The organism is Clostridium coskatii, assembly GCF_001675205.1.
In the GTDB taxonomy this organism is placed as follows: domain Bacteria; phylum Bacillota; class Clostridia; order Clostridiales; family Clostridiaceae; genus Clostridium_B; species Clostridium_B ljungdahlii.
The window spans coordinates 1-19,242 of sequence record NZ_LROR01000052.1 but is presented as its reverse complement, the minus strand read 5'-3'; the positions used below and the strand labels follow the sequence as shown (position 1 = coordinate 19,242).

The window sequence follows — 19,242 nt, the reverse complement described above, 5'->3', positions numbered from 1 at the left end:
AGTGATTACTTTTATGGATATTAAGCAGCTCACTTATTTTCTTACAATTGCTGAAGAAAAAAGCATAACCAAAGCATCTGAAAAATTACATATAGCTCAACCACATCTCAGCCAGCAATTAAAACTTCTAGAAGAAGAATTAAATGTTAAATTGATAGAAAGAACTACCCGGAAATTTCAAGTAACTGATGCAGGCAAAAGATTATGGCATAGATCTAAGCAAATAATAGAATTAATGGACTCAACAGTTAAAGAGCTAAAGGACTTTAATGAGGGAATGGAAGGAACGCTATCAATCGGTACCATATCTTCTGCAGGAGATATACTTTTACCTCAGCGAATATATAGTTTTAATAAAAAATATCCAAAAATAAATTTTGAAATACGCGAATGCAGTACAAATGAAATCTTAGAATTGTTAAAAAGCGGCGTAATTGAAATTGGAATTATACGTACCCCTTTAAATTCGGAAACTTACGAATCAATAAGCTTACCTATTGAACCAATGGTGGCTGCAAGTAGTAACAGTTTCTATTGGAATAATAAAAGAAAGATATGTCTAAACGAACTTGCAGATAAACCTCTGTTAGTACATCGCAGATATGAAAAAATGATAATAGAATTATGCAAACAGACAGGATTTAATCCAAGAATACTCTGTAAAATTGAGGATACTCGATCAATATTATTACTAGCAGATACAGGAATGGGTGTTGGCATTGTACCAAAGGATTGGATTGAACTCATTCCAAATACAAATTTGAATTACAAAGAAATTAATGAACCGTCATTGAATACAAATACTACTATAGTATGGATGAAAGATCAATATCTATCTTCTGCAGCTAAGCACTTTTTGCAAACTTTTAAAGTATAGACGAGACTCTTTTTTTAATATACTATAAACAGATTTCTAAGCATCAGATGGAGTTTTGACTCCACCTGATGCTTATTAACAGCCTTCTTAGTGCCTTTAGCACTTAGAAGGCGTTATCCTTTAGGGGAAATCGTTATCCAGGAACGTAGCTGCTCGCAACGTACACTTGGAGAAAATCAGATATCCCAAATCTTCGATTTGGTGGTAGTTGCTTTCACAGAGTGCGTGGGAGTATTAGAGCAGGTAGTCATCGGATAAATAAAAAATATTCATATTTAAAATTAGTCAAATTTTTACATATCTGACTAATAATTTTTTCTTAATTATTTACCACTAGCACCATAATTTGATAATACCCTAGCACTAGGATCGTTTACGTTACAGCCTTCCCATTCTTTGTTTGGCATCCAAAAGTCTACTATCATATCTGCTTGTCCTGGATAATATTTTTCAAAAATTTCTCTGTATAGCAATGATTCTTTCGTGAATGGTTCAACGTGATATTCATATTTTTTACATAGCTTTTCAAATTCTTCATCAGAATAATATGTTTCTGCATATTCCTTTAAATAATCTACCATAGAGTGCCCTACAGCATCACTAAATGCTGCTTTTTCACGATATAAAATATCATGTGGCAAGTAATCGCCTTCAAATGAATGTCTCAAAAGATACTTACCCATGTTGTATTTATTTAATTTCTTTTCTGGGTCAATTGACATAACATATTTTACAAAATCTAAATCACCAAATGGTACTCTTGCTTCTAAAGAATTTGAGCTTATACAACGGTCTGCACGAAGTACATCGTACATATAAAGCTCCCGAATTCTCTTCTGTGATTCCTTTTGAAATTCTTCTGCATTTGGAGCAAAATCAGTATATTTATAGCCAAATAATTCATCAGAAATTTCACCAGTGAGAAGCACTCTGACATCAGAAATCTCATGTATTTTCTTGCAAATCAAATACATTCCCATACTTGCTCTTATTGTAGTAATATCGTATGTTCCAAGAATTTTAATAACCTCGTCAAGTGATTCGATTACTTCTTCTTTTGTCATATAAACAACAGTATGATCACTATGAATGTAATCTGCAACTTCTTTTGCATATTTTAAATCAATTGCATCTTCAGTCATGCCTATAGCAAATGTTTTAATTGGTTTTTCAGGATTCATTTTTTGAGCAATTGCACATACGAGTGAACTATCTAAACCGCCGCTTAACAAGAAACCTACAGGAGCATCAGCATCCATACGTTTTTCTACACCAGCTACCAATTTATCATGAATATTGCTGCAAATAGTTTCTAAGTCATCCTTGCAGTAATCACTTTCTGTTGCTGCTATATCACAATAGCACGTAAATTTACCGTCAGCATAGTAATGTCCTGGTGGAAATGACATAATTTTATATGTAAGACCAACCAAGTTTTTAGCTTCACTTGCAAACATGATCTTACCTGATGAAGAATAGCCATAAAATAAAGGACGAATTCCAATTGGATCTCGTGCTGCAATGTATCTATCCTTTTTTCCATCATATATAATAGTTGCAAATTCTGCATCTAGTTTTGAAAACATATCCAATCCATATTCATAGTACATAGGAAGCAATATTTCACAATCACTGTCAGAAATAAACTTATGTCCTTTTTTTATTAGTTCTTCTTTAATTTTACGAAAGCCATAAATTTCACCATTACAGATAGCTGCATCTGTTTTCCTTGTGAATGGCTGCATTCCACTAAAACTTAAATCCATAATAGAAAGTCTTTGAAAACCCAAAATACCAGATGGCAAAGTAAGAATTTCCGTCATATCCGGTCCTCTGGACTCAGTTCTCTGCAATGCCTCTGCAAATTTTTCATGCTTCATATCCGTTCCTGTATAGCACATAATTGTACACATATTAATATTCCTCCTTGGTTATAAAAACAGCATCAATTTATCCTAATAAAACAATAGGACGAATTGATGCTTATCCGCGGTGCCACCTAATTTACCATATAATAATGGTCTCCTTCCAGCTACTACTGGTATCCAAATAACGCATGGAATACGACGCTCCTACTTTAATTTGAACCTATCTCAAACATTTAGTTTAAGATACAGTTTACAAATATTTCAGTTTGCAACTCCGGAGTGTTATTCAAAAAAACTCTGCCACTAGATTCACACTATCTCCAGCTCACTGTTGGTGAAATATTTTTTTTACTTATCTCCATCATCACTTTTCTTTGATGAATTTAATTTTAAACTGTGTACATGCCTTTGTCAACACTTTTTTAATTTTTTCCTACTTTTTTTAAATAAATCATAATATTCAGATATAAATTATGCCATTTGTTTATAAAAGAGTACTACTTTTAAACTTTTTAACTTTCATCTCTCACTTGTTGAAATCATGCTATATATTAACTTTTCTTTGAAATCTTTTAAGGCTAAACTATCCTTTCTGGGCCCACTTTTGTACAAATGCCACAAAAGCCTTTGTACTAGGGCTTATATATTTTCTGTTCGGGAGACAAAGGCAAATGGTTCTACTGACCTTAGGTTCCAATTTTTTCCTAACTAGTCCCTCGCATGAATAAGAATTTAACACTAGTTCTGGTAAAATACTGATACCACATTCACTTCGAACTAACGCAATAGTTGATTGATCGCTTAAAAATCTAGTATGTTCTAGTAACCTGCCCTTTGCTTGTCTTAAAATTCTTCCAATAGAATAATTAGTTCCTTCACTTGGAATAACAAAAGTTTCCCCTGCCAGTAGTTCCTTTGTAATTTTTTCATATCTACAAAGAGGATGGTGCTTAGACATTATTACATAATAAGGATCGGATATTAGTGGAATATCATTACCATTAGTCATTCCATTTTCTGCAGTAAAAGCACAATCAATTTCATCCTTGGAAAACCAGTCTTTAATCCATTCATAATTAATGGCATCATTTATCTGCAGCTCTACCAGTGGATATTCTTTGCGAAATTTCCTAATTATTTTAGGCATCCATTGCACCGCTACACTAGTAATGACTCCAATTCGCACATTTCCTCTGTATACTCCTTCCTGACCAATAATTTGATGTATCCTCTCATCATTTATCACAATTTCTTTTGCCAAGCTTAAAATCTGTTCCCCTTCTTCTGTTACAGAAACTCCATTTCTTCCACGATACAGAAGTTTAACTCCTAGCTCATCTTCTAAAGAAGAAATCATATGACTGGCCGCAGTCTGGGTATAGCTTAATTGCGTGGCAGCCCTTGTCAAATTTCCAATTTCAGCTGCCTTTACAAAAAGTGCATATTTATTTATGTCCATAAATGCTCTCCCCTTTTCACCATAACTTAATATATTACATGAAATTTCATCATGATTCCATTGAATAATCTGCATTTTATTTTACTATTTTGATATGCTAAAGTGTAATTTGAAATTTAAATTACATTTTTATGTTACAGGAGGTAAGACTATGAAAATTGCAATCTTAGGAGCTGGTGCTATGGGCAGTTTATATGCTACCTATCTTTCTAGTATCCATGAAGTAACACTGCTGGATAGTTATAAGCCCCAAGTAGATGCCATCAATACAAATGGTCTAACCAAGGTTGAAAAAGACAATACTGAATCAAATTATACCATTAAAGCCTCAATAAGTGGAACTGATATCGGAATTCAGGATTTATTGATTGTATTCGTAAAAAGTATCAACACTTTTGATGCAGTCAAAGAAAATCAAGCTATAATTGGCCCAAAAACCATTGTCATGACATTACAAAATGGTGCTGGTAACAATCACGACATTGCAAATTTTGTTAAAAAAGAACATATTATCGTTGGCACCAGCAGCCATAACAGTGTTAGCCTTGGTTTAGGCAAATTTTTCCACTCAGGCTGTGGCCCTACCAATATTGGTCCTGACTTTCCCTGCGATGAATCACAAAAAGCAGTGAAAATTATAGCACAAGCCATGTGCCAGTGCAATCTAGACGTCAACATCATTAGTAATATTCAAAAAGTACTATGGGGAAAATTATTTGTAAACTGTGGTGTAAATGCCCTATCCGCAATAATGGAGTGTAATCTAGGTAAAATTCATTCCAATCCTTATCTCTGGGAAATCTGTACAAAAGTAGTTCACGAATGTGTCCTTGTAGCTAAAGCTGATGGCACATGCTTTAACCAAGCAGAAGCTCTTGAAACTGTGCAACATGTATGCATAAGCGATGCTGTCGGTTATGCTAGCATGTATCAAGACCGTCAGCATAAACGCCGTACAGAAATTGATAAAATTAATGGTGTAGTCGCCAATCTTGGACAAACCTACTGTATTGATACTCCTTATAATGAAATGCTTGTAGATCAGATACATGCATTAGAACAATCCTATTTATTATCTTAATAAATATTTTAAATCTAGTACATCGTTCTCTAAATAACTATAATCCTATTTGGAGAACAATGCACCATTCTCGAAAAGAAACTTCGTCTTTTATCCAATTTACAATATATTTTGCATCACACCTTTTATAAGACCTTAACCTCAACATTTCAACACCTCTACAAATTTACTATTTGTTGGACTATTGGATATTACTTTTTCTGATAATGAAAATCACAGCAGGTTCCACCTTTCGCTAAAGTATACTGCCGCGTAAGCACTGAACCTCCTTGCTTGGCCATATCATAATCATAAGAACACATTGCAAGTGTTATTTCTGATATGCCAAGCTTTTGAAACAGATAACATATTCCACAAGCATCAAAATACATATAAAAACTATTTTTTTCACAAATAAACTATTTCTAAATATTTTAATGTACTAACATTATTTTGATTTTATTCATTAGCCCACTTTCTACATTGTTGAATTTTGGGTTCTGGGTCAAAACCCTCTGCAGCCCCCATAGTAGAAAGCATCTCACATGGAAATTCTGAACATTCTCCACAGTGATTTAAGTCCTTACCTTCACAACATTTTTTTACACCACATTCTCCACCCCAGAATGGCTTTTCCATATTAATACACCCTGTACAATTTACTTTTTCTTTTCTCTCACATTCATTACAACACACTCCACATCTTGATTGAAACATAACATTTCCTCCAATTACTTTTTATATTGTTTGATGACATCCATATTGATTTTTACTATCAAAAAATAATTGTATTAAACTTTTATAATATGGAATAAATTCTCCACTATCTATCATAGAAAAAATCTCTTCTTTTGAAGCCCATTTTACACATTTAACTTCTTCATATTGTAAAGTTAAATCAACAATATCTATATCCTTCTGAATTAAATATACATCATCAAATCCATTATCAAAATTAATTGTAAGATGTGGTCTTATATCCTGCAGATTAATTTTGATTCCCAATTCCTCCATCAGTTCTCTTTTTGCAGCCATTTGACTTGTCTCACCTTCAATTGCACTTCCCCCAACTGTAATATCCCACATATTAGACCAACCTTCTTTAAATGGCTGTCTTTGTTGAATTAAAATCTCTCCCTTCGAATTAAATATGCAAATGTGAACAACCATATGGTAATCGCCTTCATTAAAATCCCTTCCCCGAACCATTGTCCTATTTGTTTTATTTCTTTCACTATCATATACATCCCATAATTCCATTGTAGCTTCTCCTTTGCAAATTTAGAATTTAAGTTTATTTCACAAAAATAGTTACCTTATTTCTACTTTTTTTGCTTATATAAAGAGCCTTATCCGCAAAATCTATCAACTTATCTATAGAATAAGTATCTTTGGGAAATTTAGCTGCACCAATACTAACAGTACAACCATTTAAAGTTTCTTCACATTTTAATCGAATTGCTTCTGCAATGGATAACAATCTTTCATCTGAAATATTGCGAATTACAACAGCAAATTCATCTCCTCCAAAACGAAATACAGACCTATCTCCAGCAGTAGATTTCATTATTTCAGCAAGTTTTTTAAGTACATTGTCTCCAGCTAAATGCCCTGATGTATCATTCAGTTCTTTAAAATGGTCAATATCCAGTAAAAGAACTCCTACACTCCCCAAACTACAATTACTTATTTCTTCATTCAAGGTACTTAAAAAGTTATTAAAGGCTCGTCTATTATAAGCACCTGTCAAAGAATCAATATCAGCAGCTTCTTCAAGGTCATTATACTCTTTTTCCAATCTCTCAATTGTACTGTTATAAACTATAACCATTTCCTGAAACTCTTCGCCATAATTATGTGAATCAATCTTTTTATATTTTCCAGCTTTCAAAGCATTGAATGAAAAGATTAAATTATCCAGCGGCTTGCTGTATCGTTTTATTGTATATATACCAAGTAAAATAATCAAAATACCAACTATAACTGACCCTAGGAATGTTTCATAAACTACAATATTCCTACTTGTCATTATATCAGCAGTAGGGGTAATAACCGTTACATACCAGTTCAAATTTGGAATTTTACTAAACCCAACAAACTGCTCCTCCCCTGAATAGTCTTTCATGATCTTCGAACCTGATTTTCCCTGCAATTTATCAAAAATTATAGATTTCTTACCAATTCGTTCTTTATTAGGATGATAAACAACATAACCATGGCTATCTAAAATGGAAATATAACCACTTCTTCCAAACTCCTTATTATCAAACATGGATGCTAAAGAAGTTCCTTGTAATTTAACAATCCCAACAACTACCCCATCAATGCTGCCATCTTTCACAATTGGAACTGATATTACAACTACCTTAGTTCCACTAGCGATTTTGAAAACATTACTGATATAAGTGTTGCCATGAATTGCCTCACGAAAATAATCTCTGTATGCCAAATTTGAAACGCCAGGGCTATGTATATTGCCATACATACGTAAAATGTCTCCTTTGGAATTAAGAATTGTTACTGCATCTACTTCAGGTATAATTTCATTAAATTTATTAAGAAGCTCCTGATTTTCTCTAATTTCCTCATTTTCAGCAACTGTTTTTACAAGATTCTGTATTTTATTAAAATTTTCCATAAGCTGCATACTAACATCTTTTGAGGCTTTTTCATTAGTACTCAATAATAAAGAATTAGTATTAGAAATAAAAAATTTATTAAACACTACAAATTGAACAAAGCAACTTAAAGCAATTAAAATTCCAAGCACTAATATAAGTTTATATAAAAATTTCATTTAATCAATCCAATCCATAATTTCCCCATACAGCCTAAATTTAAAATGTATTTTCATTATATCATAATGCTCATTATCACTGATAGCTTAATTTTTTTATGTTTCTCAAAGCTTACAAATTTACTATTATTTATCACTTTTCAAAACTTAATCACAAAGTATAAATAATTCATCTACTGTAGTATTTAATAATTTAGCTAACCTCATTGCTAACTCTAACGTAGGATTATATTTACTATTTTCAATGGCATTTATAGTTTGTCTTGTTACATTTAAAGCATTTGCCACATCTTCCTGTCTAAGCCCAAGCTGTTTTCGTAAAACCTTTATATTATTTTTCATCTTTACCAAGCTTCCATTTCAAAAAATATTCAACTGATATCATAACAAGATTTTGTGTTATCAAAAGGAACCCAGCTAATCCAATTTCTTTAGTATGAATAAAATTGTATATAACCCAAATCGTTAAAAATATAATTGTATAGCTCCAAGCACACTTTATCGCTTTCAAACTAATACTCATTTCCATTTCATCCATTTTTCTCACAATAATTGCACCTCACTTAAATTTAATATAAACAGAGTTCTTGGTTTCAGGTGGAGTTTTTTTCTCCATCTGAAACTTAGAGCTCGTTATCCAGGGGTGTAGCAGCCGTTATACCCCACTTTATAAGAAAAGCAGATATCCCAAATCTTTGATTTGGCGATAGTCGCTTTCGCTGTGTGCGATGGGGGTATTACGGCTGGTAGCCATCGGACAAAAGTCAAAAATGTAAAAAACTATTGACATTTACATTTTAACAATTAGAAAAAGTAAATGTCAATAGTTTTTTACATTCTTATATACATCATCAATATCATGTAGTTTTATTTAACAAACAAGTTTTGAGCAAACTCTTTTGCATTTTGAAGATCTTCATTATTGGGCCTGCCTTTTGCAATTCCTCCAAATATCTTAAATGGTCCAAAGGTATCATAGCCTTTACACGCAAAACTTCCAACAACCTCAAAACCTTTTTCTTTCAATTTTTGTTCAATAAGGTTATTGTATTTATTCTTACCTTGTCCACTGGTTGAAAAAATAAATGCTTTTTTACCAGATAAAGTTGACAATTTATCAATTAGTTCAACAATATTTTTATGAAACTTTCCATAATATATTCCAGAACCAAAACCAATTAAATCATAGTCATTTAGAGTATTTGTATTTATATCATCAGCTTTTACCAAATCAGCATTTAAGCACTCTGCTATTATTTTACCTATTTTTTCAGTGTTACTATGATGTATAGATTCATAAACTACTAACTTTTTCAACTTTCACTCCTCCTAAAATTAGTTATATTAAATTTCACTGCACGGCATAAAAACTCAATTAATGTTTTGCAAAAAACATACTAACACTTGCTTTGCAACTTTACAAACTTAAAATTTATCCTGCAAATATATCATTTGTACAATCATCATTCCATATATATTCAATATCATTAGCAATTTTTATAGCTTTATCTTTACCAAATCTATCCGAAATGAAATCCAATGTCATATCAATTCCAGCTGAAATACCTGATGATGTATAATACTTTCCATCAGCAACCCAACGCGCTTTTTTCACCCAGTTTACTTGGTCACTTACTGATTTTACCCATTCTAAGGCTTGTTTATTAGATGTAGCTTTTTTATTCTTTAAAACTCCACACCTCGCTAATACTGCTGAACCGGTGCATACAGATAAACAGTATGTAGATTTCTCTGCAATTGACTTTAATTTATTTAAAAAAGATGTATTATTAATTAATTCTCTTGTACCCATTCCTCCTGGAATAACTAATATACCACTTTCATCTGCCGAACTAATAGGCTCAGTTACAACTTTGAGATTTTGTGCATTGGTGATAACACCTCCAGCTTCTGAATAATAGTGTATTTGATAGTCTTTTATTTGTCCTAGTATTTCTATTGGTCCAAATATATCTAAAGTCTCAAAATTATTAAATAGTATAATATTAATATTCATTTATTCAACACTCCTTTGTCACAAGTATTCATAGTTCACAAACTCTATTTGAATAAGATAACATTATTTTCTATTTTATGCAAACCGCATTGCCCCATACAATTAAAATACTATACCTACTAAAACTGAAACTAGTAGTATAACATTTGTAGATACACGCCTTGATATCGTTAAGATAGAACTTATAGATGCAATGGCAATCGTCTCTACATCAATACCATTACTTACAAATATTTTAAATACAACTATTACACTAAAGCTAGCTATAACAATTACTACTCCATCAAGTAGTCCTTGTGTTGCTGGATACTTTGCAATACGAGTATAACAACGCTGAACGATTAGAATCAATAATGGTGGTAGAAGTAATGCAATACATGCTAATAGTGCTCCACGTAATCCAGCAACCAAATAGCACAAACTGACAACCCAAAGTCCATTAGGTCCAGGAGTAATTTGTCCAATTGCCAAAGATTCAGTAAATTGTTTCTGTCCTGCCCATCCATAATTTATAAAATCAGAGTGCAAACTAGGTAAGGGGCCGTAACCTCCTGAAGAAAATAAAACCGATTTAAGTAAAGTCCAAAAAAATATAACCCAGCTCATTTATTAACCCTCACCTCTTTTTTAGAAATATACCAATAAGCAGCAGCACCACATAATCCACCTAAAACATATAATAAAATTACAGATGGATTCAAAAATATATAAATAGCACCACTGCCTATCATTATTGCAATTGTTACCCCAAAAATCATAGATCCCCTTTTATAATTTTTTATAATAATAGGTTGTACATTTCTCCAATTTGTAGCTAAAGCTATACCAAAAATAGCAGCAAATACAGCATGAAGTGCAGAATGTACTTTTGATGACTTGCTAATGGAAGTATAAATCGTAGTTAATACAATTGTAACTGCTGCACTAGGCAAAATAAGTCCCACCAGGGATATAAATATTCCTATCCCTCCAGCCAATTTTTTTCCTATAAGTATCGTATATGTAATAATATTCATACCAGGTGTTATTTGACACATTCCAATAATATTAGCATATTCCTCATCTGTTATCCATTTATGCTTATAAATAAATTGTTCTTGAATAAGATATTGGGTAGTTGCGCCACCGCCAAATGATGTAAAACCAATTTGTAACCATGTAAAAAATAGTTTGGTAATTGTAAAAGTATCCGATTTAAATTTATTTGTACTAATCATTTTATCTCCTTTTAATCTAAAAATTTTTCTTTAATCTTTTAATTTCAGTATATATGTTATAATGTACAATGTATAATGATACTATTTTATAAATAGTCATAACTAAAAGTAATGGATAAAGGATTAATAACTATGGATGAAAAAGATTACAAACTAATTTTGACATTATATAAATTAAAAAATATTACAAAGACCTCTGAAAAATTATTTATCACTCAACCTGCCCTGACAAAGAGAATTAAAAAAATAGAAAAAGATTTAGGTACCGATTTACTTATTCGTTCAAAAAAAGGAGTATTGTTTACCCCTTTAGGCGAAAGCATCATCCCCTATATTAAAACTGTAGTAAATACTCTAAAGCAAATGCGTGAACATGTATCCTCCAACCATAACTTTATAGGTGGAAATTTAACTGTTGGAGTTTCATTAAACTATGCACGATATCGCCTTCCTAAAGTTTTAAAAAATTATACAGAAGCATTTCCAAATGTTGATGTCAATATAGCTACTGATCATAGCAAAAATTTATATAATAGACTTAAAAACGATGAATTTTCTATAGTCATCATACGGGGAGAATACAAGTGGGACGAAGTTACCATACTATTAGGTACTGAACCGATGTGCCTCGTATGCAGTAAGGAAAATGCAAATCTCTCTCTTAATTCTTATTCATACATTGGCAGAACTACTGATCTCATTTCACAAGGAAAAATTCAGACTTGGCTTTTTGAAAATAACATATCTATTAACAATACAAAACTTTGGGTTGACAATATTGATACTTGTTTAGAAATGGCTAAGCACGGACTAGGATGGGGTATCCTCCCAAAAATTTGCTTAAAAAATTTTGACGGTTATATTAAAGATTTATATTTTTCAGATGGAGCTCCATTTTCTCGCAGCACCTATATTTTATGTAAAAATTTTTATTACATGCTGCCACAAGTTAAATTATTTATACAATATTTAAAACGTAAATAACAAAAAATATAAATGAAATTTTTTAGTTTACCTCCAATACACCCACCCTTTTCAATATAATAATTTCAAACTGTTATCGACAAAAAAACTGTATTTTTAGTTTTCTATGATAAGTTAATTTATAAAAAGTATGATAAAATAAAGTGTAACTTAACAAATATAAAAAATAGTTCAATGTAGAGGGGGGTATTACAATGAAAAAGGATATTTTAGAAGCATTTTTACAAGTCATGCCTGTACTTAAAGATGTGTTACAAGAAGATATAGGGGTAACAGTTGTAGATAAAACAACGTATTTATATTATAGACCTAGTGATACACTAGATTTAAGAATTAATAAAGGCGACAATATACCAATTGGTGATCCATTACATAAGACAATGAAGGATGGTAGGATATACAGTACAATAATTTCTAAAGAAATACATGGAGTTCCATTTAAAGCAGTTACATATCCAATTAAAGATTCTGAAGGAAATGTTGTAGGTGGTGTTGGTATAGGAAAAAGTTTAGACCAACAATTTAAAGTTGAAGAATCAGCAGACAGCTTATTTTCTTCCCTTGAAGAAACCAGCGCAAGTATTGAAGAAATTAGTGCTGAATCAGAAAAATTAAACAATGTTATAGAAGATATAGTAAAAACTGCAAAACAAACAGAAAATAATATAAAAGAAAGTAATGAAATTATTAACATGATACAAAATATAGCTTCGCAATCTAACTTGTTGGGACTTAATGCAGCTATAGAAGCAGCCAGGTCAGGTGACCAAGGCAAAGGTTTTACAGTTGTTGCAAGTGAAATGAGGAAGTTAGCACAATTAAGTAGTGAATCTTCACAAAAAGTTTCTAGGGTATTGTCAAAAATAAGTAAAAACATAGAACAAACTTTTAAAACAATAAATGAAGCTCAATCTATTTCAGAAGGTCAAGCAGCCACCACTGAAGAGATAACTTCCACATTAGAAGAAATTACTGCAAGTGCCCAAACTATGGCGGACATTGCAAAAGTAAAATAAGTTTGCTATTTGGAGAATGGGTGTAGATTTGCATAAAAAACAAATCTATACCCAAAACAATCATATAGATTCACGAACAATTTCATATCATATATACTTTTCACTTACATACCTTCTTTTATAAATTAATCACCACAATAGCCGAGTAGACTTACACCTTACAATGTAATCCTCCTAAAAATAGGACTTCTAATTAGACCCATAATTGCAGAAAAGTTGCTGTTAACAGCTAAACCATATTTAGCTTGAACTTTACGTAGTTTTTCAGATTTTTTCTTAAAATCAGTACCATGGTAGTTTCCTGGATAATCGCCTAAAGCTTCAAGCTCTTTTAGATATTTTTTATCATTGGACTACAAAGCTAAATCAATTGTAGGACACTTATCTGGATTTTTAGTAAATGTTTTTCCAGCACCACGCTGGTCCCAGTGAACTATTGTAAAAATTTCCTCCCACTTTTCCTGAAAAATATGAGAAAGTGTTGATTCTGCAAGACCTGGCCCACCATGTAAAAACAACATCACTGGGTTATCATATTTTGTACCAGCATGAAACAAATATTGATCTATATCATTTATATGTACATATTCTTCTTATACTTAAAATATCACTTTGTTACTTACCTACTTTGTCCACTTTATTTTCAACGCATCACATTTACATTGATTTAAACATTCCCCACATTTGATACAATCATTAGTATTCCATTTATTATTTTTAACCATATTAGCTACATCAAGCCCCATCAAACAGTGATCAGTACATTTATCACTTTCACTTACTATTTTCAAGGTAGGTAACTTAAAAAATCTTCCTATCTTAATTCCAACATAATTAAATATATACATTGGACAGATGTATCGACACCATGTCCTTTTGCCTGCTGCTATTGTTATCAAAATAATAGATATGGTTATTATATAGTATCGAATTACATCATGTACGCTGCTTATGGAAATTTTAGTATTTTGCATATGATAAGGAACTATTATTCTTTGAAAGCCACTTATTACTATGGGTGCTACTATTAAAACTAAGAAAACACCTCCTGTTAATAATTTAAAATTTGGTAACTTACCTTTAGAACTAGTATCGGGCAGTAAATCTTGTAACGCACCAAAAGGACATATATAACTACACCATGCTCCTCCAAAGAAAACTGCAAATAAAATCATTAATCCAAATATAATGTGCATACTTGTAAATGTTTTTTCAAAACTTCCTTGTACTATAAGAACTGGTGAAAAATAATTTAACGTAATGGTAACAAAAAAAAGGATAAAAAACTGATTTTCTTTCTTAATTTCATATGTATACCTCACTTATAATTTTTTTAATCATACAAAAGCTTATTTAGAATAGCACGTGCTTTCATAAATCATTAAAACATCAAAAATAAGCAAGTAACAATAGGTAAAAAGCCCTTTATTGCATAAAAAATAAGGATAGGGAATATTCCCTACCCCTGAATTTACACAGTTTTATACTCTTGACTAATGATCACTATGTTTAAATTCCTTGAATTCTAAAATCATCTGTTCTATACTATATATTGCATTTGAAAAAAATTTACTCCATTAAATCTTTTCTCAAAGTAAAATGTAACGAAAGGACATCTTTTTATGAAAGATATTCATTTACTGTTTTGTATTATTTCATTATTTACAGGTGTATCATCTATTTCGATTTCCTATTTTATCTACAATAGTAATAAAAAGAATTCTCTAAAATTTTTCATAGCCTTGAATCTCTCTTTTTTTGCTATTCAAAATTCAATAACATTAGGACTATACTCAAAATATGTAATTCAAGTAAGTTCATTTATTCCATTTTTATCTAAATTTTTAGATATTGTTGGCACATCAGTTAGTTCTTTATCAGGATTGTTCTTAATAAATTATCTTTTTGGTATACAAATAACAAATTTTAAGAAAACATTATTCATTTCTATTTTTGTATTTCAATTTGTAGGAATAACAATATACTATTCATTTAGTGCTTACTATATTTTTAAGTTTGTAGTACGACCTTCTATTATTGCTGTAATTGTATACGAGCTATTTATTGGACTAACAAATTATAAACAGGTTGTAAATAAGGATTTAAAACAAGCAATAAAATCTTTTATTTTATTAACTATAGTATTTCTGCCTTTAATAATATTCGAATCATATAGTTCTTACATTCATTTCATTAAAAATATGGATATTTTAAAAATAGCAGCACTTCCTTCTTATTTCCTTGCAATTAATATTTTTAATCTTAAGCTGGTTTTAAAATATTTTAACGCTCCAGCGTTTATTGCTGATAATAAACTTACGGATTACTTTAAGCAAAAATATAATATTACAGAAAAACAAGGTCAGATTATAGAACTTATCATGGAAGGAGTAACATATAAACAAATTGCTGAAAAACTTTTTATATCCCCTAAAACCGTTGATAATCACATACAAAATATTTATAAAAAATTAAATGTTAATAGCAAAATGCAGTTATCGAATTTCATACGTTCAAATGAAAAATAAAATTATTAATTTATTTTATTTTCTAAATACTGCCATGTTACTCCATTATCTTTTGATTGGTACAAAGCTTTACAGCCTCCATTATAATCTCCATCAGATCCCTGTCCAACTAAAACATTGAGATTTCCATCTTTCTCATAAGGTATTCCAGGTAAATCAAAGGGATTATATGTTTTTCCATCATTTAATGCTACTTTCACTTCTGGGAAATTTACCTTTTTATAAGATTTTCCTCCATCTTCTGTGCGGTATAATTGACCCTTGCTTCCACCACTATAAGATAAACATAAAAATCCAAGCTTATTATTCAAAAATGTTATTCCTACTGCTGATCCAAGGGACCCGGAAAACGGATCTTCATTTATTGTCTTCCATGTTTGTCCACCATCGGTAGTACCAGTTAATGAATAAGATCTACTACCCGCCGCAGCTGCCGTTACTTCTAAACGATACCCAACTTGCTTTGATAAATAAAATTGATCTTCAGCATTATTTGATTGATTAGAACTCTCTTTATTGTCCTTTGAAGGTCCTGATGTTTTAATATTATTTAAATAATCTGTTAAATTGTATCTAACAGGAGTATATTTACTTTCTTTGCCCGGTACAAATACAGAAACAATATATCCTACTATTTCAGAATAGGCATTAACAGCTGAATTTGTATTACCTTTTGAATCAATATAAACAATACCATCTGTATTATATCCAAAACTTCGTTTACCAGAATAAAGAATACCATACTGCTTTTCAGGCCAGTTTCTCACTGTTTTCTTAAGTGGAATTACTTTCATTGTCTTAATTAATGGTTCTAATAGTTTGTCATCATTATAATTTGCATTTACATAACCATTTAAATATATAGTTATATTCCCTGAATTTTTGCTGTTGTAACTAATTAAATAGCTTTCTAACTCACCTTTAGCATTTTTTCCATAAAGAAATGTATCAAAAGATGTAATTTGTCCATTAGAATCAAATTTTAGACTAAAGTTATTTACAACATATAATTTTTGTGGCATATGAACTTTTTTGTTAACATCTGCAAATATCCCTTCCATACCGCTTTCATATATATTATTATGTTCAAGCTTTACAGTTCTTTTATTTTTTAAATCTCTTAAGAACCATGACAGTTTTCCATTGTAATTTATTGCACTATGGTATATTTTCACTCCATAAAAACATGTTATAAGAACTATAACTATTATAATTGTACAAGTCCATATAGTTTTGCAACGCGAATAGAACTTATATCTATCTACATTCTGGTCAGCCGCAACTGCTGGTTTTTTCGTAATTCTAATTATTAGAATTATAAACCAAGCCAAAAAGAATACCATACATCCCAATAATACAGTTATATTATTTTTAAATCGTCCAAATTTACATAAAGTATATAACTCGTAAAATGCAATCCAATATACTAGTGTAAATATTGAGTAGCCTACTATTGATGAAATTAATCCTCTCTTTGTAATTTGCTTGTACTTTCCCATTTTTCTCTACACTCCATTTTATTTTTATAGGATTTATATTTTCTATATATTATACTGCAAATTTAAAGCTGCATTAAGGGTCATGCAGCTAAATTAGGATCTGTTTTAATATTTTCTATAATATTGGTGTGCAAATTTCGCAATAATGCTTATTTATCATCTGCATAGCATAACGTTCAAGAATAGGTCTTCTATAATCAAATTTATAATTTCTTTTTGATAACTCTGAAAATATCTCCGTCCATGCTTTTTTCACAGCATCTACTGTATGATTTATTTTAAATACGCAATATTTACCACCAATAGTTTTTCCAAATTTAATATACTTATTATCTACTTTAAATTCATCCAAAACAACTAAACATATATCATAACGGCAATCTTTAGGTTCTGTGAATTGAGGGTTATCTTGGGCTATTCCTAATATGATTGAACTTTCATTAAATAAATTTTTTTCTCTAGCCCAACTTTTTAATTGTTCCATTATTTGAACGTTTTCTGAACCATAAGGACCCGTTCTTCGTATATAAGCAATTTTATATGATGGTATCATTTCAACATTAACATTCATAAATTTACCTTCCTTTTTAATAGATTACATCGATGTCTGAATCCATCATATAATGATTTAAAATGTATTTCAACTTATTTTTTAATTATCAAAATTTTATAGTGTAACAACCTCATAAATACTATAAATTTAGAATATATAAGGAATTAACGCCCATGATCCTTTTATATATTTCTCATATTCGTCACCAAATTCTATTATTAAAAATCTTTGTTCTCTATTTATTTTTATAATATAAGTAATTAGAATGATACAAAATCCTATAAAAGAAGTTAAACTTCCAAATGTAATAAAAGTTCCAAAAAATCCACATACCATTGCTGTATAAATAGGATTTCTTATATATTTATACGGTCCACTACAAACTAATCTTTGCCCCTCTACTTTTTGAATCGCTCCACTCCAATTTCTTCCTAATACTATTCTCGCCCATATTGCAAATAAAAGAGACAAGACCAAAATTGTAATTCCTATATATTGAGCATATCCATAATTAGGTATTATTCTATTCCATAAGAATGTATTTTTAAATTGAAAAAAGGTAATGACATAAGCAATTATTACTAATATTACATGTACTGATCTTTCTATTTTCATTTGACCACTTGATTCTTTTTTTACATTGGATCTAGTTTTTATCGCTGCTAATATCCAATAAATCCAAAATATACTCCAAATATAACTAACTATATTAATATTACTCATAAAATCCTCCCCATATTCTATTAGATTCAATCATCATTTCCAGTATAATTTTCTATAACTTCTGAAAATGTATCTTTTATTATTGAATTCATGTCATTTAAAAACCTTAATATAGCAACTTTCTCCTCATTATTATATTGGGCTATAATGTCTTTTTTCCTATTATATGATTTTTCATGAACTCTTTTATGAACCCTGGATACATCTAACCCCAATTCAGTTAAATCATAATATATTTCTTTATTATTTCCTTCTTTTTGATATTTCGAAACATAGCCTTCGTTTAATAGCTTTCTGCACATTTTAGTTATAGCACCTGTTGTCATTCCTAGTTCTTGTGCTAACTTAGTTATATTTGCATCTTCGATATATTCTATAGCCGCAATGCAATGAATTTGTGAAAAAGTAAGTTTATTTTTAATATTAGGAATAGTTACCTCATTATTCTCTTGTAATTTTTTTAGTAAAAATATGATCTCATCAACAATATCCATATTAATTTCCCCCCTCAATATTTGTTAGTGTAAAGTTTTTTACACTATTTTTTAAAAATATTCTTTATATATCAAGGGTTACAAAGTTTTTTTAAATAAAAAAACAATGACCCCCTAATTTCATGTTATAATTGAATCTCTCACCAAACA

At 30.4% G+C, this 19,242-nt stretch carries 23 protein-coding genes and 1 other annotated feature; of the genes, 5 read left to right on the top strand and 18 right to left on the bottom strand.

The genetic code is table 11. The features are described 5' to 3' along the window. The first annotated feature begins 13 nt into the window (after positions 1-13). The gene (locus CLCOS_RS11490; RefSeq protein WP_063602245.1) at positions 14-877 is read left to right on the top strand and encodes a LysR family transcriptional regulator; all 864 of its coding nucleotides are present in this window, start codon (positions 14-16) and stop codon (positions 875-877) included. 323 nt (positions 878-1,200) lie between these two features. On the opposite strand, the gene asnB is transcribed toward CLCOS_RS11490, so the two are convergent. Both asnB and CLCOS_RS11480 read right to left on the bottom strand, forming a co-directional pair. Beyond that, positions 1,201-2,790 carry an asparagine synthase B gene (gene asnB / locus CLCOS_RS11485; protein WP_013238426.1) on the bottom strand — a complete coding sequence of 530 codons (1,590 nt, stop codon included), beginning with the start codon at positions 2,788-2,790 and terminating at the stop codon, positions 1,201-1,203. 51 nt (positions 2,791-2,841) lie between these two features. Then, positions 2,842-3,119 (bottom strand) — a binding site (T-box leader). Between the two features lie 209 nt (positions 3,120-3,328). Then, a complete protein-coding gene (locus CLCOS_RS11480) occupies positions 3,329-4,204 on the bottom strand; it encodes a LysR family transcriptional regulator (protein WP_063602244.1) in 876 nt (291 codons plus the stop codon). Between the two features lie 151 nt (positions 4,205-4,355). Here CLCOS_RS11480 and CLCOS_RS11475 point away from each other — a divergent pair, with 151 nt between their 5' ends. Next, positions 4,356-5,285, top strand: coding sequence for a ketopantoate reductase family protein (locus tag CLCOS_RS11475; protein ID WP_063602243.1), 930 nt, complete (start codon positions 4,356-4,358; stop codon positions 5,283-5,285). Positions 5,286-5,476: 191 nt separating this feature from the next. On the opposite strand, the gene CLCOS_RS11470 is transcribed toward CLCOS_RS11475, so the two are convergent. The 10 genes from CLCOS_RS11470 to CLCOS_RS11425 all read right to left on the bottom strand — a co-directional run bounded on the left by CLCOS_RS11470 (position 5,477) and on the right by CLCOS_RS11425 (position 11,295). Continuing rightward, positions 5,477-5,680, bottom strand: coding sequence for an L-2-amino-thiazoline-4-carboxylic acid hydrolase (locus CLCOS_RS11470; protein WP_275507173.1), 204 nt, complete (start codon positions 5,678-5,680; stop codon positions 5,477-5,479). Positions 5,681-5,723: 43 nt separating this feature from the next. Continuing rightward, positions 5,724-5,981: a DUF3795 domain-containing protein gene (locus CLCOS_RS11465; RefSeq protein ID WP_063602241.1), complete on the bottom strand. Its 258-nt coding sequence runs from the start codon at positions 5,979-5,981 to the stop codon at positions 5,724-5,726. A 21-nt stretch (positions 5,982-6,002) separates the two neighbouring features. Beyond that, positions 6,003-6,524, bottom strand: a complete 522-nt coding sequence (locus tag CLCOS_RS11460; RefSeq protein WP_063602240.1) for an NUDIX hydrolase — start codon at positions 6,522-6,524, stop codon at positions 6,003-6,005. Positions 6,525-6,558: 34 nt separating this feature from the next. Then, positions 6,559-8,061, bottom strand: a complete 1,503-nt coding sequence (locus tag CLCOS_RS11455; protein WP_063602239.1) for a sensor domain-containing diguanylate cyclase — start codon at positions 8,059-8,061, stop codon at positions 6,559-6,561. 147 nt (positions 8,062-8,208) lie between these two features. Next, entirely contained in the window at positions 8,209-8,403 is a 195-nt protein-coding gene (locus CLCOS_RS11450) for a helix-turn-helix transcriptional regulator (protein WP_013238417.1), read from the bottom strand. Then, on the bottom strand, positions 8,393-8,599 hold the full coding sequence (locus tag CLCOS_RS11445) for a hypothetical protein (RefSeq protein WP_242867014.1): 207 nt from the start codon (positions 8,597-8,599) through the stop codon (positions 8,393-8,395). Before CLCOS_RS11445 ends, CLCOS_RS11450 begins: the two co-directional genes overlap by 11 nt. Positions 8,600-8,928: 329 nt before the next feature. Next, positions 8,929-9,378: a flavodoxin family protein gene (locus tag CLCOS_RS11440; RefSeq protein WP_063602237.1), complete on the bottom strand. Its 450-nt coding sequence runs from the start codon at positions 9,376-9,378 to the stop codon at positions 8,929-8,931. Positions 9,379-9,493: 115 nt separating this feature from the next. Then, positions 9,494-10,078, bottom strand: a complete 585-nt coding sequence (locus CLCOS_RS11435) for a DJ-1/PfpI family protein (protein WP_063602236.1) — start codon at positions 10,076-10,078, stop codon at positions 9,494-9,496. A gap of 102 nt (positions 10,079-10,180) precedes the next feature. Further along, positions 10,181-10,684 carry a chromate transporter gene (locus CLCOS_RS11430; RefSeq protein WP_063602235.1) on the bottom strand — a complete coding sequence of 168 codons (504 nt, stop codon included), beginning with the start codon at positions 10,682-10,684 and terminating at the stop codon, positions 10,181-10,183. Continuing rightward, positions 10,681-11,295, bottom strand: coding sequence for a chromate transporter (locus tag CLCOS_RS11425; protein ID WP_063602234.1), 615 nt, complete (start codon positions 11,293-11,295; stop codon positions 10,681-10,683). Before CLCOS_RS11425 ends, CLCOS_RS11430 begins: the two co-directional genes overlap by 4 nt. A 132-nt stretch (positions 11,296-11,427) precedes the next feature. Between CLCOS_RS11425 and CLCOS_RS11420 the strand changes: the two genes are divergently transcribed. Both CLCOS_RS11420 and CLCOS_RS11415 read left to right on the top strand, forming a co-directional pair. Next, a complete protein-coding gene (locus CLCOS_RS11420) occupies positions 11,428-12,279 on the top strand; it encodes a LysR family transcriptional regulator (RefSeq protein WP_063602233.1) in 852 nt (283 codons plus the stop codon). A 194-nt stretch (positions 12,280-12,473) separates the two neighbouring features. Then, entirely contained in the window at positions 12,474-13,295 is an 822-nt protein-coding gene (locus CLCOS_RS11415) for a methyl-accepting chemotaxis protein (RefSeq protein WP_013238410.1), read from the top strand. 353 nt (positions 13,296-13,648) lie between these two features. Here CLCOS_RS11415 and CLCOS_RS21950 read toward each other — a convergent pair whose 3' ends face one another. Then, positions 13,649-13,816 (bottom strand): hypothetical protein, encoded by a 168-nt coding sequence (locus tag CLCOS_RS21950; protein ID WP_242872334.1) that lies wholly within the window; start codon positions 13,814-13,816, stop codon positions 13,649-13,651. A 102-nt stretch (positions 13,817-13,918) separates the two neighbouring features. After that, complete coding sequence (locus CLCOS_RS11405; protein WP_156496394.1) at positions 13,919-14,491, bottom strand: 4Fe-4S binding protein; 573 nt, start codon at positions 14,489-14,491, stop codon at positions 13,919-13,921. Between the two features lie 426 nt (positions 14,492-14,917). Here CLCOS_RS11405 and CLCOS_RS11400 point away from each other — a divergent pair, with 426 nt between their 5' ends. Then, positions 14,918-15,823, top strand: coding sequence for a LuxR C-terminal-related transcriptional regulator (locus CLCOS_RS11400; protein ID WP_063602230.1), 906 nt, complete (start codon positions 14,918-14,920; stop codon positions 15,821-15,823). A 5-nt stretch (positions 15,824-15,828) separates the two neighbouring features. Here CLCOS_RS11400 and CLCOS_RS11395 read toward each other — a convergent pair whose 3' ends face one another. The 4 genes from CLCOS_RS11395 to CLCOS_RS11380 all read right to left on the bottom strand — a co-directional run bounded on the left by CLCOS_RS11395 (position 15,829) and on the right by CLCOS_RS11380 (position 19,092). Beyond that, on the bottom strand, positions 15,829-17,322 hold the full coding sequence (locus CLCOS_RS11395) for a WD40/YVTN/BNR-like repeat-containing protein (RefSeq protein WP_063602229.1): 1,494 nt from the start codon (positions 17,320-17,322) through the stop codon (positions 15,829-15,831). A 115-nt stretch (positions 17,323-17,437) separates the two neighbouring features. Beyond that, the gene (locus tag CLCOS_RS11390) at positions 17,438-17,893 is read right to left on the bottom strand and encodes an AraC family transcriptional regulator (RefSeq protein ID WP_063602228.1); all 456 of its coding nucleotides are present in this window, start codon (positions 17,891-17,893) and stop codon (positions 17,438-17,440) included. 129 nt (positions 17,894-18,022) lie between these two features. Continuing rightward, positions 18,023-18,598, bottom strand: coding sequence for a methyltransferase family protein (locus CLCOS_RS11385; RefSeq protein ID WP_063602227.1), 576 nt, complete (start codon positions 18,596-18,598; stop codon positions 18,023-18,025). Between the two features lie 26 nt (positions 18,599-18,624). Then, complete coding sequence (locus CLCOS_RS11380) at positions 18,625-19,092, bottom strand: MarR family transcriptional regulator (protein ID WP_063602226.1); 468 nt, start codon at positions 19,090-19,092, stop codon at positions 18,625-18,627. Positions 19,093-19,242: the final 150 nt, after the last annotated feature.

Coding starts and splice junctions, on each gene's coding strand:
- CLCOS_RS11490 (WP_063602245.1), top strand. CDS start 14: ATGGATATTAAGCAGCTCACTTATTTTCTTACAATTGCTGAAGAAAAA.
- asnB (WP_013238426.1), bottom strand. CDS start 2,790: ATGTGTACAATTATGTGCTATACAGGAACGGATATGAAGCATGAAAAA.
- CLCOS_RS11480 (WP_063602244.1), bottom strand. CDS start 4,204: ATGGACATAAATAAATATGCACTTTTTGTAAAGGCAGCTGAAATTGGA.
- CLCOS_RS11475 (WP_063602243.1), top strand. CDS start 4,356: ATGAAAATTGCAATCTTAGGAGCTGGTGCTATGGGCAGTTTATATGCT.
- CLCOS_RS11465 (WP_063602241.1), bottom strand. CDS start 5,981: ATGTTTCAATCAAGATGTGGAGTGTGTTGTAATGAATGTGAGAGAAAA.
- CLCOS_RS11460 (WP_063602240.1), bottom strand. CDS start 6,524: ATGGAATTATGGGATGTATATGATAGTGAAAGAAATAAAACAAATAGG.
- CLCOS_RS11455 (WP_063602239.1), bottom strand. CDS start 8,061: ATGAAATTTTTATATAAACTTATATTAGTGCTTGGAATTTTAATTGCT.
- CLCOS_RS11450 (WP_013238417.1), bottom strand. CDS start 8,403: ATGAAAAATAATATAAAGGTTTTACGAAAACAGCTTGGGCTTAGACAG.
- CLCOS_RS11445 (WP_242867014.1), bottom strand. CDS start 8,599: ATGGATGAAATGGAAATGAGTATTAGTTTGAAAGCGATAAAGTGTGCT.
- CLCOS_RS11435 (WP_063602236.1), bottom strand. CDS start 10,078: ATGAATATTAATATTATACTATTTAATAATTTTGAGACTTTAGATATA.
- CLCOS_RS11430 (WP_063602235.1), bottom strand. CDS start 10,684: ATGAGCTGGGTTATATTTTTTTGGACTTTACTTAAATCGGTTTTATTT.
- CLCOS_RS11425 (WP_063602234.1), bottom strand. CDS start 11,295: ATGATTAGTACAAATAAATTTAAATCGGATACTTTTACAATTACCAAA.
- CLCOS_RS11420 (WP_063602233.1), top strand. CDS start 11,428: ATGGATGAAAAAGATTACAAACTAATTTTGACATTATATAAATTAAAA.
- CLCOS_RS11415 (WP_013238410.1), top strand. CDS start 12,474: ATGAAAAAGGATATTTTAGAAGCATTTTTACAAGTCATGCCTGTACTT.
- CLCOS_RS21950 (WP_242872334.1), bottom strand. CDS start 13,816: ATGTTGTTTTTACATGGTGGGCCAGGTCTTGCAGAATCAACACTTTCT.
- CLCOS_RS11405 (WP_156496394.1), bottom strand. CDS start 14,491: ATGCACATTATATTTGGATTAATGATTTTATTTGCAGTTTTCTTTGGA.
- CLCOS_RS11400 (WP_063602230.1), top strand. CDS start 14,918: ATGAAAGATATTCATTTACTGTTTTGTATTATTTCATTATTTACAGGT.
- CLCOS_RS11395 (WP_063602229.1), bottom strand. CDS start 17,322: ATGGGAAAGTACAAGCAAATTACAAAGAGAGGATTAATTTCATCAATA.
- CLCOS_RS11390 (WP_063602228.1), bottom strand. CDS start 17,893: ATGAATGTTAATGTTGAAATGATACCATCATATAAAATTGCTTATATA.
- CLCOS_RS11385 (WP_063602227.1), bottom strand. CDS start 18,598: ATGAGTAATATTAATATAGTTAGTTATATTTGGAGTATATTTTGGATT.
- CLCOS_RS11380 (WP_063602226.1), bottom strand. CDS start 19,092: ATGGATATTGTTGATGAGATCATATTTTTACTAAAAAAATTACAAGAG.